Below are 14,841 nucleotides of genomic sequence, written 5' to 3'. Positions count from 1 at the left end.
CAGCGCTATGGAATTCACGACTCAACACCTCATCGCGCTTCTGCCACTGCTGGTCACCTGCGCGACCATCGTCGTGGTGATGCTCGGCATCGCCTGGAAACGCCACCACTCGATGACCTTCGTACTGTCGGTGGGCGGCCTCAACCTGGCCCTGTTGGCTATCCTCCCGGCCCTCAAGGTGCAGCCGCTGGCGGTCACCTCGCTGCTGCTGATCGACAACTTCGCCAACTTCTACATCGCGCTGATTCTGGTCGCGACCCTCGCCTGCGTCACCCTGGCACACGCCTACCTGGGCGAACGCCAGGCCGACAAGGGCTATCCGGGCAACCGTGAAGAGCTGTACCTGCTGATCCTGCTGGCGGCTGCCGGCGGCATCGTGCTGGTCAGCGCGCAGCACCTGGCCGGCCTGTTCATCGGCCTCGAGCTGCTCTCGGTGCCGGTCTACGGCATGGTCGCCTACGCGTTCTTCAACAAGCGCTCGCTGGAAGCCGGCATCAAGTACATGGTGCTGTCCGCCGCGGGTTCGGCGTTCCTGCTGTTCGGCATGGCCCTGCTCTACGCCGACGCCGGCAGCCTGAGCTTCAGCGGCATCGGCGCCAAGCTGGCCGCCACCGGCATGCCCAGCCTGGTCGCGCAACTCGGTCTCGGCATGATGCTGGTCGGCCTGGCGTTCAAGCTGTCGCTGGTGCCGTTCCACCTGTGGACGCCGGACGTCTACGAAGGTGCCCCGGCGCCAGTCGCCGCGTTCCTCGCCACGGCCAGCAAGGTGGCAGTGTTCGCCGTGCTGCTGCGCCTGTTCCAGCTCTCCCCGGTGGCCAACGAAGGGCTGCTGAACCTGGTGCTGTCGGCCATCGCGGTCGCCTCGATCCTGGTCGGCAACCTGCTGGCGCTGGTGCAGAGCAACCTCAAGCGCCTGCTTGGTTACTCGTCGATCGCCCACTTCGGCTACCTGCTGATCGCCGTCATCGCCAGCAAGGGCCTGGCCGTGGAAGCCATCGGTGTGTACCTGGCGACCTACGTGCTGACCAGCCTCGGCGCGTTCGGTGTGATCACCCTGATGTCCACGCCGTACAGCGGCCGCGACGCCGATGCGCTGTACGAGTACCGTGGCCTGTTCTGGCGCCGTCCGTACCTGACTGCCGTGCTCACCGTGATGATGCTGTCGCTGGCCGGTATCCCGCTGACCGCTGGCTTCATCGGCAAGTTCTACGTGATTGCGGTCGGCGTCGAGTCGCAGCAATGGTGGCTGCTCGCCGCGCTGGTGGTCGGTAGCGCCATCGGGGTCTTCTACTACCTGCGGGTGATGATCTCGCTGTTCCTGGTCGAACCTAACCTGCGCCGCCACGATGCCCCGCTGCATTGGGCCCAGCGCGCCGGCGGCATCATGCTGCTGTTCGTTGCCCTGCTGGCATTCTTCCTCGGCGTGTACCCGCAACCGCTGCTGGAGCTGGTGCAACAGGCCGGTCTGGCCGTCGCCGGGTAACTCCGGCGGACATAAAAAACCCGGCCTAGGCCGGGTTTTTTACTGCCGCTCGTTCGACGACTCAGTGCCCGCCGGAAGCGTCTGCCGATTGCGCACCGAACGGTGGCTTGGCCAGCCAGATCAGCACGATCAGGCCCAGGCACACCCAACCGGCCAGGGTGAAATAGTCGATGGTCGACAGCATGAACGCCTGGCCATTGATCATGTGATCCAGGCTTGCGGCGTTCTGCTGGCTCATCCCGCCCATCTGCTCAAGCACCTCGCGGGTGCTCGGGTCATACACGCTGATGTGCTCGGTCAGACGCGCATGATGCTCGTCGGCGCGACGGAACCACAGCCAGGTCGACAGCGAAGCCGCGAAGCTGCCGGCCACCGTGCGCAGGAAGGTGGCAAGGCCCGAGCCGTCGGCGATCTGATCCTGCGGTAGCTGCGACAGCAGGATGCTGAGGATCGGCATGAAGAACATCGCTACACCGATACCCATGAACAGCTGCACCAGCGCGACATGGATGAAGTCCACATCGGTGGTGAAGCTGGCGCGCATGAAGCAACTGGCGCCCATCGCGGCGAAGGCCAGGGTCGATAGCACGCGCAGGTCGAACTTGTGCGCGTAGCGGCCCATGAACGGCGCCAGCAGCACCGGCACGATGCCGATCGGCGCAGCGGCCATGCCCGCCCAGGTCGCGGTATAGCCCATCTGCGTCTGCAGCCACTGCGGCAGCAGCAGGCTGATGCCCATGAACGCCGCATAGCCGCCGACCAGTGCCAGCGTGCCGGCGCTGTAGTTGCGGTAGCGGAACAGCCGCAGGTTGACCACCGGATGCCGCTCGGTGAACTCCCAGATGATGAAGAACGCCAGGGCGATCACCGCAATCACCGTGCCGCCGATGATGAAGTTCGATTCGAACCAGTCCAGGTCGTTGCCCTTGTCGAGGACGATCTGCAGCGCGCCGACACCGATGATCATGCTGACCAGGCCGACATAATCCATCGGTTCCTTCTTCAGCGTCTCCGGGCGCTTGCCGAGCTGCTGGTAAACCACGAAGGCTGCGAACAGGCCGATCGGCAGGTTGATGAAGAAGATCCACGGCCAGCTGTAGCTGTCGGTAATCCAGCCGCCGAGCAGCGGACCGGCAATTGGCGCAACCACCGTGACCATCGCCAGTAATGACAAGGCCATGCCCCGTCTCGACGGCGGATAGATCGACAGCAGCAGCGCCTGGGTGATCGGGTACAGCGGCCCGGCGACGAAGCCCTGCAGGGCGCGGAACGCCACCAGGCTGTTCATCGACTGGGCGATGCCGCAGAGAAACGACGCCAGCATGAAGAGCAGCGTGGCGCCGATGAACAGGCGCACCTCGCCGAAGCGCCGGCCCATCCAGCCCGTCAGCGGCAGCGCGATGGCATTGCTCACCGCGAACGAGGTGATCACCCAGGTGCCCTGCTCCGCGCTCGCGCCGAGGTTGCCGGCGATGGTCGGCAGCGAGACGTTGGCGATGGTGGTGTCGAGCACTTGCATGAAGGTGGCCAGCGACAGCCCGATGGTCGCCAGGACCAGGTTCGGCGGCGTGAAGCTGGCCTTGTCGGAATGGCTCATGAACGGCTCCGTCAGCGCTGCGCAGTGTTGTGCTTGCTACGCTCGGGACCGTTGGCATGAATCAGCTGCTCGATCAGCGCGTCCGCGGCGGCGAGCTGCTCCTGGTAGACGTCCGTGGAGAACAGCGGCGTCTTCGGCGGCTGCTGGGCGAGCACCGGGCCGCTCTGGTCATGCAGGTCGACCTTGACCTTCATCGACAGGCCGATGCGCAGCGGATGCTCATCCAGCTCGCGCGGGTTGAGGCGAATGCGCACCGGCACCCGCTGGACGATCTTGATCCAGTTGCCGCTGGCGTTCTGCGCAGGCAACAGCGAGAAGGCGCTGCCGGTGCCGACGCCGAGGCTGTCGATGCTGCCGCTGAACTTCACGCTGCTACCGTACAGGTCGGACTCGATCTCCACCGGCTGGCCGATGCGCATCTTGTTCAGCTGAGTTTCCTTGAAGTTGGCATCGATCCACACCTGGTCGAGCGGAATCACCGCCATCAGCGGCGCCCCCGGCTGCACGCGCTGGCCGAGCTGCACGGTGCGCTTGGCCACGTAGCCGGTGACCGGCGCGACGATGGTGGTACGCGCGTCATCCAGGTAGGCCTGGCGCAGCTTGGCGGCGGCGGCCTGCACGTCCGGGTGCGAGCTGATCACAGTGTCGTCGATCAGCGCGCGGTTGGTGTTGAGCTGCTGCTCGGCTGTGGTTAGCGCGCTCTGCGCACTGTTCAGGGCGTCGAGTGCGTGGGCCAGTTCTTCCTGGGAAATCGCCCCGTCCTTGGCCAGGTTGCGGCGCCGCGCGTAGTCCGCCTTGGCCTTGTCCAGCGCGACCTTCTTGGTCGCCACCTCGGCCTTGTAGCCGTCGACGTTGCTGAACAGCCCGCGTACCTGGCGCACGGTGCGCGCCAGGTTGGCTTCGGCCTGCTGCACGCCGACGTCGGCGTCGCTGGAATCGAACTTGACCAGCACCTGACCGGCCTTGACCAGGTCGCCATCATCGGCGCCGATGCTGACCACGGTGCCGGTGACCTGCGGGGTGATCTGCACCACGTTGCCGCCGATATAGGCGTCTTCGGTGGCCTCGAACCAGCGGCCGACCAGCAGCTCCCAGCCGAAGGTGGCGGCACCGGCGACAACCACCACCAGCAATAACAGCAGCAACATGCGTTTGCGCTGGGGGTTTTGCGGAAGAGAATTCGCTTCGGTAGTCATGGCAAGGCTCTCGATTATTCGTCGTTCGGCTGCGCCAACTGGGCGAGCGGAGATTGATCAGGTTGGTAGCCGCCACCCAGCGCCTGCACCAGGCGCACGGAGGCATCGAACTGTTCGGCATTGAGGTTGGCCAGCTGACGCTCGTTGAGCAGCAGCTGCTGCTCCACCGTCAGCACGTCGAGGTAATTGCCCACCCCTTCCCCGTAACGCCGCAGGGCCAGCTGGTAGTTGGTCTGGGCGATGTCGCGGGCCTGCTGCTGCGCGTCGATCTGTTCGCGCAGCGAACGCAGCACGCTGAGGTTCTCGCTGACATCGCCAAGCGCGCGGACCAGGGTCTTGTTGTACTGCGCCACGGCCAGGTCGTAGTCGGCGTCGTGTTCTTCGAGGTTGGCGCGCAGGCGTCCGCCATCGAAGATCGGCAGGGACAGCGCCGGAGCCACCTGATAGAAGCGGCTGGAAGCCTTGAGCATGTCGGCGCCGCCCAGAGCGGCCAGGCCGATCATGGCGCCGAGGTTGAGGTTCGGATAGAACTCGGTCTTCGCCGCGTCGATGCTCTTGCTCGCCGCTTCGACCCGCCAGCGCGCGGCAATCACATCCGGCCGCCGGCCGAGCAGTTCCGCCGGCAGATTCGACGGCAATGCCAGCGGGGCAACCGGCAAGGCTTGCGGACGCTCGATACGCAGGCCGCGGTCCGGACCCTGACCGAGCAGCACGCCCAGGGCAATGCGTTGCGCCTCGATCTGCTGCTCCGTCGCCGCCAGTTGCTGGCGGGCGCTGGCCTGCAGGGTCTGGCTCTGCTGCAGCTGCACCTTGCTATCCAGCCCGGCATCCATGCGCTGCTGGCTGAGGCGCACCAGATGCTCGGCGCGCGCCAGCTCGTCGCGCGCCAGATCACGCACCACATAGGCGTGTTCGAGGTCGCTGTAGGTGCGGGTGACGTCGGCGGACAATGTCAGGCGCGCGGCCTGCTGGTCGACTTGCGCGGCGCGGGCCTGTCCGAGGGCCGCCTCCCACGCCGCACGCTGGCCGCCCCACAGGTCGAAGTCGTAGCTGAAGCCCAGCGACAGGTAGCTGATTGCCGCATAAGTGCCGCCCAACGGCTCCGGGGCGACGCTCTCAGGAATGCGCAGACCGGAGTAGCTGGCGGTGCCGCTGACCTTCGGCATGCGCGCCGCGTTCTGGGCCATGGCAAACGCACCGGCCTGGCGCGCGCGCGCATCGCTGATCTGCAGGTCCGGCGAGCCGCGCAAGGCTTCATCGATCAGCCCGTTGAGTTGCGCGTCATTCAGCGCACGCCACCAGTCCTGCTGCGGCCAGGCGGCCGCCGACAGCGGCACGCCGCCGAGGCTCTGGCCGGCCTGCAGCGCCGCCGCATCCAGCGCCTTACCCTGGGTTTCCAGACCTTTGGAGCTGACACAGGCGCCGAGCAACAGCAGCGAACCGAGCAGCGCGGACGCCCGCACTGCCGAAGCCACACGATTGGAACTGAACATCAGCAATGCTCCGCCGCAGCCGCCGGCACTTCATGCGCCAGCAGCAATTTTCTGAGTAGCGAGATAAGGCTCTGCAGCTCTTGCGCATCGAGCCCCCGGGCCAGTTCGTTCATGGCGGCCGCACCGAGCTGCGGGCTCTGCTGATAGATCGACTGACCGGCCTCGCTCAGCGCCAGGCGCACACAGCGCCGGTCATCCGCGCACGGGGCACGCAGCAGCAAGCCCTTGCGCTCCAGTCGATCCAGCATGCGCGTCATCGAGCCACTATCGACGGCCAGCTCGCGGCACAGGTCGGCCGGCGTGTTGGCGCGTTCAAGGCCGATGTAGACCAGCACGCGAAACTGCGCGGCACTGATCTCCAGGGCGGCCAGCTGTGTGTCGAGAACCCGGTCCTTGAGGACTGCGGCCTTGCCAAGGAAATGGCCGATGGACTCGGGGAACGGAAAACTGTCGGGGTTGTAGTGGTTCATACGCTGCTAATAGCTGCCTAGGCAGGGATGTCATTGCAGTTTCCCTGCGTAGGCAGCATTTAGCAACAGATTGGTTGTTGCATGGACGCGACAATCTGTTGCGTGCCCAGCCATTCAGCGGCGTTACAGGACCATCGCGGCCACCCAGCCGAACGCCAGCAGCGGCAAGTTGTAGTGCAGGAAGGTCGGTACCACGGTGTCCCAGATGTGATTGTGCTGGCCGTCGACATTGAGGCCAGCGGTGGGCCCGAGCGTCGAGTCCGAGGCCGGCGAACCGGCATCGCCGAGGGCGCCGGCCGTACCGACGATGCTGACGATCGCCAGCGGGCTGAAGCCCAGTTGTACGCACAGCGGGACGAAGATCGCTGCGATGATCGGCACCGTGGAGAACGACGAACCGATGCCCATGGTCACCAGCAGGCCGACCAGCAACATCAGCAACGCGCCGACCGCCTTGTTGTTGCCGATCCACGCCGCGGCGGCATCGACCAGTGTGGCCACCTGCCCGGTGGCCTTCATTACCTCGGCGAAGCCGGCGGCGGCGATCATGATGAAGCCAATCATCGCCATCATCTTCATGCCTTCGGTGAACAGCTCGTCGGACTCCTTCCAGCGCACCACGCCAGACAGCGAGAACAGCACGAAGCCCGCCAGCGCACCGACGATCATCGAATCGAGCAGCAGCTGCACGACGAACGCCACCACCACCGCCGCCAACGCCACGCCCAGCGTCCGCGGGTTGTAGCTGACCGCGACCTGCTCGACCTGCTCGATGCGCTGCAAGTCGTATGTGCGCCTACCCCGGTAGCTGACGAACACGGCAATCAGCAGACCGCAAAGCATGCCCAGTGCAGGTATGGCCATGGCGCGGGTCACGTTGATACCGGCCACATCAACGCCGCTGCGCGCCACGTTGGCCAGCAGAATCTCGTTGAGGAAGATGTTGCCGAAGCCGATCGGCAGAAACATGTAGGGGGTGATCAGCCCGAAGGTGATGACGCAGGCGATCAGGCGCCGATCGATCTGCAAGCGGGCGAACACATAGAGCAGCGGTGGAATCAGCAGCGGGATAAACGCGATATGAATCGGCAGCAGGTTCTGCGAGGACAGCGCCACCACCAGGATCAGGCTGACCAGCAGCGCCTTGATCGTCCCGGCGCCCCGGCTGTCCTGTCGCCCCACCAGCGCCAGCACCTTGCCCGCCACCGCGTGGGCCAGGCCGGACTTGGCGATCGCCACGGCAAAGGCCCCGAGCATCGCGTAGGACAACGCCACCGTCGCGCCACCCCCGAGGCCTGCATTGAACGCCTTGAGTGTTCCCTCAATGCCGAGCCCGCCCAGCAGGCCGCCGGCCAGCGCGCCCACAATCAGTGCAATCACCACGTGCACGCGGCACAGGCTAAGCACCAACATGATGCCAACCGCCATCACCACAGCGTTCATTCCCTTCGCTCCCTGCCGTCGGTCCGGCGAAAAAATGGCGGACTGTGCCCGACACCCCGCACTAGGTCAAAGGCCATGCGGCGCACGTTCAACCAAGCGACATCGGCCTGTTAGAAGGCGTCGCCGGCAGGTCCCATCAGCCAGTCAAGCACGCTTCTTGCTGTATTTCGTCCGCTGATTTCGATCAGCTCGAGTGGCCTGCCGGCCCGGGTCAAGAAATAGCCACCTGGTGCCGATAAGGCTTGTAGTCCGATTACAGGAAGGTGTTCCGCATGTTTTCCAACCGGCTATCCATTCAATGGAAGATCAGCCTGCTGGCCGGCCTTTGCCTGCTGGCCATCGTGACCCTGCTGGTGGGGGCCTCGCTGTACCAGTCGCAACGCAGCGCCGCGCTGGTGAAAAGCGCCAGTTCGCAGATGCTCGAAGAAGCGGCGGTATCGCGCATGCAGGCGCGCGGGGAAACCCAGTCGCTGCGCATCCAGCGCTACTTCATGGACGCCTACCAGTACGGCAAGGGCTTCTCGCGGCAGATCCTGTTCCTCCGCGAACAGGCGGAGAAACGCTTCCTGGATGCCTACGACCTGCGCGAAGACCTGACCAGCCAGGTGCGCACCGCACTGGACGCCAACCCGTCGCTGCTCGGTCTGTACGTGGTGTTCGAACCCAACGCGCTGGACGGCAAGGATGAGCTGTTCGTCGATCAGGAGGCCATCGGCAGCAACGACAAGGGGCGCTTCTCGCTGTACTGGGCGCAAACCACCCCCGGCCAGCTCAAGTCGGAATCGATGAGCGAGGAACTGCTCGGCGATACCAGCCCCGTCACCAACGGCCTGCCCTACAACAGCTGGTACACCTGCCCGCGCGACACCGGCAAACCCTGCCTGATCGACCCCTACATCGACAACGTCAACGACACGCCGACCCTGATGACCAGCATCGCCTTCCCGCTCGAATTGAACGGCAAGGTCATCGGCGTCATGGGCGTCGACATCAGCCTCGCCAGCCTGCAGCAGCTCAGCGTGCAGGCGAACCAGGAACTCTATGGCGGCGAGGGGCACGTCAGCATCCTCAGCGCCAAGGGCCTGCTGGCCGGCAACAGCCGCGATGCCAAGCTGCTCGGCAAATCCACCAGCAACGCCTTTGGCGAACAGAGTGCGGAGCTGCTGCAGCTCGCCGCCCAGGGCCAGGCCAAGGTGCTGCACCACGACGCCCTGCTGCGTGTGCTCGAGCCGCTGCAACCGATTCCCGATGCCAAGCCGTGGAGCGTGCTGCTCGAAGTGCCGCGCCAACAGCTGCTCGGCCCGGCCCAGCAGCTCGAGTCGCAACTGGATAGCCGGCGCCTCAGCGACAGCCTGGTGGCGCTCGCCGTCGGCCTCGCCGCGGTGCTCGCCGGTCTGCTGCTGATGTGGCTGACCGCCCGCGGCGTGACCCGACCGATTCTCGGCGTGGCCAGCATGCTGAAGAACATCGCTAGCGGCGAAGGCGATCTGACCCGGCGCCTCGACTACAACAAACAGGACGAGCTTGGTGAGTTAGCCGGCTGGTTCAACCGCTTCCTCGACAAGCTGCAGCCGATCATCGCCGACGTAAAACGCTCGGTGCAGGATGCGCGCGGCACCGCCGATCAGTCTGCAGTCATCGCCAACCAGACCAGCGCCGGGATGCAGCAGCAGTTCCGTGAAGTCGACCAGGTCGCCACCGCCTCCAACGAGATGAGCGCCACCGCCCACGACGTGGCGCGCAGCGCTGCGCAAGCCGCGCAGGCCGCCAAGGGCGCCGACCAGGCCACTCGCGAGGGCCTCAGCGTCATCGACAAGACCACCGCGGCCATCGACAGCCTGGCCCGCGACATGACCACCGCCATGGCGCAGGTCGAAGGCCTGGCGAGCAGCAGCGAGCAGATCGGCTCGGTGCTCGAGGTGATTCGCGGCATTGCCGAGCAGACCAACCTGCTGGCGCTCAACGCAGCGATCGAGGCTGCGCGCGCCGGTGAGGCCGGTCGCGGCTTCGCGGTGGTCGCCGATGAAGTGCGCAACCTGGCCAAGCGCACCCAGGACTCGGTGGAGGAAATCCGCCAGGTCATCGAAGGCCTGCAAGGCGGCACTCGTGACGTGGTCAGCGCCATGCACAACAGCCACGAGCAGGCGCAGAGCGGCGTGACCCAGGTCGAACAGGCGGTCGCCGCGTTGCGGCGCATCGGCGACGCGGTCACCGTGATTTCCGACATGAACCTGCAGATCGCCAGTGCCGCGGAAGAACAGAGCGCGGTGGCGGAAGAGATCAATCGCAACGTGGCGACCATCCGTGACGTCACCGAATCGCTGGCCGGTCAGGCCGATGAATCGGCGCGCGTCAGCCAGTCGCTGAACAACCTGGCCAACCACCAGCAAGGCCTGATGGACCAGTTCCGCGTATAGTCGCCATCCTGCAACCGGGCGGCTGCCGCCCGGTTCGCCGGAGCCGGCGTCGCCGACTCCCTCTCAACAGTGCTGGCGTCATTCGACCACCGGCCTGACGCTTCAACCTTTGTCGACGCTTCCGCGCACGGTTAGCCTGCGCACCTCTTTGTGAAGGAACCTCAAGCATGTTGAATTTCGCCATCGTCGCCGGCTCCAGCCGCGCCGCCAGCCAGTCGGGGAAGATCGCCCGTTTCCTGCGTCAGCGCCTGATCGAGCTCGGCCACACCCGCGACGAACTGAGTCAGGTCATCGACCTCGGCCAGAATCCCCTGCCCCTCTGGCCAGCCGAACACAGCGGCCCGTGGAGCCAGTACGCCGAAGTGCTGCAGGCCGCCGACGCGGTGATCATCATCGCGCCGGAATGGCACGGTATGGCCAGCCCGGCAGTGAAGAACTTCTTCATCTATGCGAGCAAGGCCGAGCTGGCGCACAAGCCGGCCCTGCTGGTCGGCGTGTCCTCCGGGGTCGGTGGCGCCTATCCGATCAGTGAGCTGCGCGCCTCGGGCTACAAGAACTGCCGGCTGTGCTACATCCCTGAGCACCTGATCGTCCGTCATGCGGAAAAGGTGCTCAACGACGCCGAGGCGAGCAGCGAAGACGACAGCCGCCTGCGCGCGCGCATCGACTATGACCTGGAGATCCTGGTCAAGTACGGACAGGCACTGAAGCCGGTCCGCGAGTCGATCGACATGGCCAACCCGGCGTTCGCCAACGGCATGTAAGCGTCACGGCTTGCCGAGCTGACGCGCTGGCCGTTGCGGCAGCTCGATGTTCACGCGCAAACCGCCCAGGGGGCTGTCCTGCAGCTGCAGACAGCCCTCCCAGCTGTCGACGATATCACGCACGATGCCGAGCCCGAGGCCATGGCCAGCGACCTGCTCGTCCAGCCGTACACCGCGTCCGAGCACGCCCTCGCGGCGCTCCTGCTCAATCCCCGCACCGTCATCATCGACCAATAGACGGAAGCCCTCGCCAGTCGCCTCGATAGTCAGGCGCACGCGCTGACTCGCCCATTTGCAGGCGTTGTCCAGCAGGTTGCCCAGCAACTCTAGGACGTCCTCGCGATCCTTGGGCAAACGCAGCCCGGGCGCTGCCTGCCAGTCCAGATCGAGCCCTCGACGGTGAATCATGGCCAGGGTCTCGAACAGTGCCGGCAACTCTTCTGCGCAATCGAAGTGCGCGCCCGGCAGCACCTCGCCGGCCAGCTTGGCACGACCGAGCTCGCGCGCCAGGCGCTGCTCGATCAACTGCAATTGCTGCAACAGGCTGTCCTGCAATTCGGGGTGGGCCCGCAGCTCTTCACGGTTGGCCAGACTCAGCAACACCGCCAGCGGGGTTTTCAGCGCATGGCCCAGGTTGCCCAGGGCGTTGCGTGAGCGCTTGAGGGTGTCTTCGGTCTGCAGCAGCAGGTGGTTGATCTGCCGGACCAGCGGCTCGAGCTCTGCCGGCACGGCACTGTCCAGGTCGCTGCGCTGCCCCTGCTGGAGTTGCGCAATCTGCTGCCGCGTCTCCTCCAGCGGCTGCAGGGCGCGCCGGACGATCCAGCGCTGCAGCAACAGGATCAACAGCAATGCCGCACCGCCGAGTGCCGCGGCAATCCACTGGAAGCGCCGCAGCCCTTCCAGCACCGGGCTGTAGTCGAGCGCCACGGTAATCGACAGTGGCTGGCCATAACGTTTGTAATCGGCGCGATACACCAGCAGTTGCTGCTGATTCGGTCCGGCGCCAAGCCCTGCTTGCAGCCCGACGGAGTCAGGACGCTCCAGCGTGCGGTCCCACAGCGAGCGCGAGCGCCACGGCTCGTCAGCGAAATCCACGCGAAAATACTGACCGGAGAACGGTCGCTGATAGCCGGCGGTCACCCGCCGCTCGTCCAGCTGGATACCCTGCGGGCCGCGGACCATGGCGGCCAACAGAGTTTCCGCATCATCGCGCAGGGTGTTTTCCAGGTAGCGGCGCAGGCCGAGATCCACCAGCCAGACGCTGGTCTGCGCCAAGCCAAGCCCGACCACCAGTAACACACCGAACAGACCCAGGCTCAAGCGCCGCTGGATCGATCTCACTGCGCGGCCCCGGCAAAGCGATAACCCTGCCCCCGCCGCGTTTCGATCACGTCGCGCCCGAGTTTGCGGCGCAGATGATTGACGTGCACCTCGATGACATTGGAGTCGCGCTCGGTCTCGCCGTCGTACAGGTGTTCCGCCAGGTGCGACTTGGAGAGTATTTGCCCGGCGTGCAGCATGAAGTAGCGCAGCAAGCGGAACTCCGCCGCGGTCAACGTGATCTCCGCGCCGTCCAGCGCCACGCTCTGACGGCTCTCGTCGAGTTGCAGGCCCGCCGCCTCCAGCTGTGGCTGATTGGCGACACCGTGCGCACGCCGCAGCAGCGCCTGGATGCGCAGCTGCAGCTCTTCGGGATGAAAGGGTTTGGTCAGGTAGTCGTCGGCCCCAGCCTTCAATCCCTCGATGCGCTCGGCCCAGGAGCCACGCGCGGTGAGGATCAACACGGGCGTCGCCAAGCCGCCGCTGCGCCACTCGCTGAGCACTTCCAATCCGGGTTTTCCCGGCAAGCCCAGGTCGAGGATGATCAGGTCATAGGGTTCAATCGCACCTTGGTGCGCCGCATCTCGGCCGTCCGCCAACCAGTCCACCGCATAGCCTTGGCGGGTCAGGCCGGCCAGCAGCTCGTCGGCCAGCGGCACATGGTCCTCTACCAGCAGCAGTCGCATCTAATCTTCCTCGTCCTTCAGAATCCGTCCGTCACTGGCATCCACTTCCAACTCCCGCACTACCCCACCCGTGATGAGCAACTCCACCTCATAAACATAGATGTCGTCTTCCTCTTCCAGCTCGACTTCCAGCAAACGCGCACCGGGATAGCGTGACAGGGCCTGCGCCATGACATTGTCCAGCGGCTGGATGACACCCGACTCGCGCAACCGGAGCGCCTCGTCCTGGTCGAGATCGCGCGCTTGCACGCCCATGCTGAGGAACAGCACGAGAGCCACAAGCGCGCAGATACCGCTATAGCGGGCGATGAATTTCATCAGTCGTCCTGGTGATCCTTGAGGATCTGACCGCTGGCGGCATCGAGTTCCAGATCCCAACGCACGCCCTGCGGGTCACGCAGCTCCAGCTGATAGATATAACGTCCATATTCCTCTTCAAGCTCGGTTTCACTGACCGTCGCGCCCGGATGCTTGGCGATGGCCGCAGCGTTGAGTTTCTCGAACGACTGAATGGTACCCGCATCGCGCAAGCGCAGGGCTTCGTCGGGCCCCAAATCGCGCGCGTGGGCGGTCGTGGTGGCGATGATGGCCGCAGTGACCAAGAGGATGCTCAGGGTTTTCATGGGAGGTCGACTCGTGCGTGCTGTCTACGCGGACCACAGTAACCCGCGCGACTTAACTCAACCTGAATCGCGCTGAGACTGCCGGTAGGTTTGGTCTGCGCGCCGGTGTCTCTATAATCGCCGCCATCGACTGATGGAGAACGGCATGAGCGCCATTCATATCAAATTTCCCGCCCTCACCCTCAAGGCGGGTGCCAGGACCCTGCAGCGCATTCGCGAGCGAGGTCTCGCGGCTGCGGATGTCGGCACTCTGCCGGGCGCCGCGGGCGGTCCGAAAGCTTTGGGCATTCAGGGTTTGGATCTGGCGCTCTTCGGCGAATGGCTACCAAGCGCGCCTCGCGAGCGCTCATTGATCGGCTCGTCGATCGGCTCCTGGCGGTTCGCCAGCGCCTGTCTGCCCGACGCAACGGCGGGCATTCGCCGCTTGGGCGAGCTGTATACGCAGCAGCGCTTTGCCAAGCGCGCAACCATTGCGGAAATCTCGCGCAGCTGTCGCCACATGCTCGACGCGCTACTGGACGGCCAAGACGCACGGATTCTGAACAACCCGGACTACCGCCTGAACGTGGTGGTGGTCAAAAGCCACGGCCTGCTCGCGCACGACCGGCGCGACAAGCTCGGCCTCGGTTTGTCCTCGGTGATCGCGAGCAACCTCTTTGGCCGGCCGCGCCTGGCCAAACATTTTGAGCGGGTGATTCTGCATGACACTCGCCGCGCGCCACCGTTAGCTCAGCTGAGTGATTTCCCCTCACGTTACCTGCCGCTGGATACCGGCAATTTGCGGCATGCCCTGCTGGCATCAGGGTCTATCCCGATGGTCATGGAAGGCGTGCGTGATATTCCGGGGGCCGGACCCGGCACCTACCGGGACGGCGGCTTGCTCGACTATCACCTCGACCTGCCCTATAGCGGCGAGGATGTGGTGCTGTACCCGCACTTCACCGATAAGGTCATTCCGGGCTGGTTCGATAAAGGCATGCCCTGGCGGCGAGGTGACGCCACCCGCCTGCAAGACGTGCTCTTGCTGGCGCCCTCCCGCGAGTATCTCGCCCAGCTGCCGCACGGCAAACTGCCGGACCGCAGTGACTTCAAGCGATTCTTGGGCGACGATGTCGGCCGCGAACAGTACTGGCGCAAGGCAATGCAGGAAAGTCGCCGGCTGGGCGACGAGTTCTTGGAGCTGGTCAGCAGCAACCGGATCGCAGAGCGCCTTCAGGCGCTCTGATCTGAATCGCCCCGGCTTTCCTAGACACTCTCCAAGCTTTGGAAATAGCGCTTTTCAAACTCCACTGGCGATAGCTGCATAGCGCTGCTGTGCCGGCGTTTGGGGTTATAAAACATCTCGATGT

13 protein-coding genes are annotated in these 14,841 nt (G+C 65.1%); 4 read left to right on the top strand and 9 right to left on the bottom strand.

Features of this window, described 5'->3' with window-relative positions:
* The first annotated feature begins 7 nt into the window (after positions 1-7).
* On the top strand, positions 8-1,483 hold the full coding sequence (gene nuoN / locus JQX08_RS13700; RefSeq protein WP_205348959.1) for an NADH-quinone oxidoreductase subunit NuoN: 1,476 nt from the start codon (positions 8-10) through the stop codon (positions 1,481-1,483).
* A 61-nt stretch (positions 1,484-1,544) separates the two neighbouring features.
* Here the strand turns inward: nuoN and JQX08_RS13695 are convergent, their stop codons facing one another.
* From JQX08_RS13695 to JQX08_RS13675, 5 genes are all read right to left on the bottom strand, one after another.
* A complete protein-coding gene (locus JQX08_RS13695) occupies positions 1,545-3,080 on the bottom strand; it encodes a DHA2 family efflux MFS transporter permease subunit (RefSeq protein ID WP_205348958.1) in 1,536 nt (511 codons plus the stop codon).
* An 11-nt stretch (positions 3,081-3,091) separates the two neighbouring features.
* The gene (locus tag JQX08_RS13690; protein ID WP_205348957.1) at positions 3,092-4,276 is read right to left on the bottom strand and encodes an HlyD/EmrA/EmrK family protein; all 1,185 of its coding nucleotides are present in this window, start codon (positions 4,274-4,276) and stop codon (positions 3,092-3,094) included.
* A 14-nt stretch (positions 4,277-4,290) separates the two neighbouring features.
* The gene (locus JQX08_RS13685; RefSeq protein ID WP_205348956.1) at positions 4,291-5,769 is read right to left on the bottom strand and encodes an efflux transporter outer membrane subunit; all 1,479 of its coding nucleotides are present in this window, start codon (positions 5,767-5,769) and stop codon (positions 4,291-4,293) included.
* A complete protein-coding gene (locus JQX08_RS13680; RefSeq protein WP_205348955.1) occupies positions 5,769-6,239 on the bottom strand; it encodes a MarR family winged helix-turn-helix transcriptional regulator in 471 nt (156 codons plus the stop codon). The genes JQX08_RS13685 and JQX08_RS13680 overlap by 1 nt, the downstream gene beginning before the upstream one ends.
* 123 nt (positions 6,240-6,362) lie before the next feature.
* A complete protein-coding gene (locus JQX08_RS13675) occupies positions 6,363-7,682 on the bottom strand; it encodes a Na+/H+ antiporter family protein (RefSeq protein WP_205348954.1) in 1,320 nt (439 codons plus the stop codon).
* 272 nt (positions 7,683-7,954) lie between these two features.
* Here JQX08_RS13675 and JQX08_RS13670 point away from each other — a divergent pair, with 272 nt between their 5' ends.
* Together JQX08_RS13670 and JQX08_RS13665 are read left to right on the top strand one after the other, a co-directional pair.
* Complete coding sequence (locus JQX08_RS13670) at positions 7,955-10,099, top strand: methyl-accepting chemotaxis protein (RefSeq protein WP_205348953.1); 2,145 nt, start codon at positions 7,955-7,957, stop codon at positions 10,097-10,099.
* A 167-nt stretch (positions 10,100-10,266) separates the two neighbouring features.
* Positions 10,267-10,863 carry an NADPH-dependent FMN reductase gene (locus JQX08_RS13665; RefSeq protein WP_205348952.1) on the top strand — a complete coding sequence of 199 codons (597 nt, stop codon included), beginning with the start codon at positions 10,267-10,269 and terminating at the stop codon, positions 10,861-10,863.
* Between the two features lie 3 nt (positions 10,864-10,866).
* Here the strand turns inward: JQX08_RS13665 and JQX08_RS13660 are convergent, their stop codons facing one another.
* From JQX08_RS13660 to JQX08_RS13645, 4 genes are read right to left on the bottom strand one after another with little or no spacing between them, the layout of a single operon-like run.
* The gene (locus JQX08_RS13660) at positions 10,867-12,204 is read right to left on the bottom strand and encodes an ATP-binding protein (RefSeq protein ID WP_205348951.1); all 1,338 of its coding nucleotides are present in this window, start codon (positions 12,202-12,204) and stop codon (positions 10,867-10,869) included.
* Positions 12,201-12,869 (bottom strand): response regulator transcription factor, encoded by a 669-nt coding sequence (locus JQX08_RS13655; protein WP_205348950.1) that lies wholly within the window; start codon positions 12,867-12,869, stop codon positions 12,201-12,203. The genes JQX08_RS13660 and JQX08_RS13655 overlap by 4 nt, the downstream gene beginning before the upstream one ends.
* Entirely contained in the window at positions 12,870-13,187 is a 318-nt protein-coding gene (locus tag JQX08_RS13650) for a PepSY domain-containing protein (RefSeq protein ID WP_205348949.1), read from the bottom strand.
* Positions 13,187-13,492 carry a PepSY domain-containing protein gene (locus JQX08_RS13645; protein WP_205348948.1) on the bottom strand — a complete coding sequence of 102 codons (306 nt, stop codon included), beginning with the start codon at positions 13,490-13,492 and terminating at the stop codon, positions 13,187-13,189. Before JQX08_RS13645 ends, JQX08_RS13650 begins: the two co-directional genes overlap by 1 nt.
* Before the next feature lie 145 nt (positions 13,493-13,637).
* On the opposite strand from JQX08_RS13645, the gene JQX08_RS13640 reads away from it, so the two are divergent.
* Positions 13,638-14,717, top strand: coding sequence for a patatin-like phospholipase family protein (locus JQX08_RS13640; RefSeq protein ID WP_205348947.1), 1,080 nt, complete (start codon positions 13,638-13,640; stop codon positions 14,715-14,717).
* Positions 14,718-14,841 lie beyond the last annotated feature (124 nt).

It is taken from the genome of Zestomonas insulae (assembly GCF_016901015.1).
In the GTDB taxonomy this organism is placed as follows: Bacteria; Pseudomonadota; Gammaproteobacteria; order Pseudomonadales; family Pseudomonadaceae; genus Aquipseudomonas; species Aquipseudomonas insulae.
This window is presented reverse-complemented; position numbering and strand designations above follow the sequence as displayed.

Excerpts from the sequence above, each read along its gene's own strand:
- nuoN (WP_205348959.1), top strand. The coding sequence starts at position 8 with ATGGAATTCACGACTCAACACCTCATCGCGCTTCTGCCACTGCTGGTC.
- JQX08_RS13695 (WP_205348958.1), bottom strand. The coding sequence starts at position 3,080 with ATGAGCCATTCCGACAAGGCCAGCTTCACGCCGCCGAACCTGGTCCTG.
- JQX08_RS13690 (WP_205348957.1), bottom strand. The coding sequence starts at position 4,276 with ATGACTACCGAAGCGAATTCTCTTCCGCAAAACCCCCAGCGCAAACGC.
- JQX08_RS13685 (WP_205348956.1), bottom strand. The coding sequence starts at position 5,769 with ATGTTCAGTTCCAATCGTGTGGCTTCGGCAGTGCGGGCGTCCGCGCTG.
- JQX08_RS13680 (WP_205348955.1), bottom strand. The coding sequence starts at position 6,239 with ATGAACCACTACAACCCCGACAGTTTTCCGTTCCCCGAGTCCATCGGC.
- JQX08_RS13675 (WP_205348954.1), bottom strand. The coding sequence starts at position 7,682 with ATGAACGCTGTGGTGATGGCGGTTGGCATCATGTTGGTGCTTAGCCTG.
- JQX08_RS13670 (WP_205348953.1), top strand. The coding sequence starts at position 7,955 with ATGTTTTCCAACCGGCTATCCATTCAATGGAAGATCAGCCTGCTGGCC.
- JQX08_RS13665 (WP_205348952.1), top strand. The coding sequence starts at position 10,267 with ATGTTGAATTTCGCCATCGTCGCCGGCTCCAGCCGCGCCGCCAGCCAG.
- JQX08_RS13655 (WP_205348950.1), bottom strand. The coding sequence starts at position 12,869 with ATGCGACTGCTGCTGGTAGAGGACCATGTGCCGCTGGCCGACGAGCTG.
- JQX08_RS13650 (WP_205348949.1), bottom strand. The coding sequence starts at position 13,187 with ATGAAATTCATCGCCCGCTATAGCGGTATCTGCGCGCTTGTGGCTCTC.
- JQX08_RS13645 (WP_205348948.1), bottom strand. The coding sequence starts at position 13,492 with ATGAAAACCCTGAGCATCCTCTTGGTCACTGCGGCCATCATCGCCACC.
- JQX08_RS13640 (WP_205348947.1), top strand. The coding sequence starts at position 13,638 with ATGAGCGCCATTCATATCAAATTTCCCGCCCTCACCCTCAAGGCGGGT.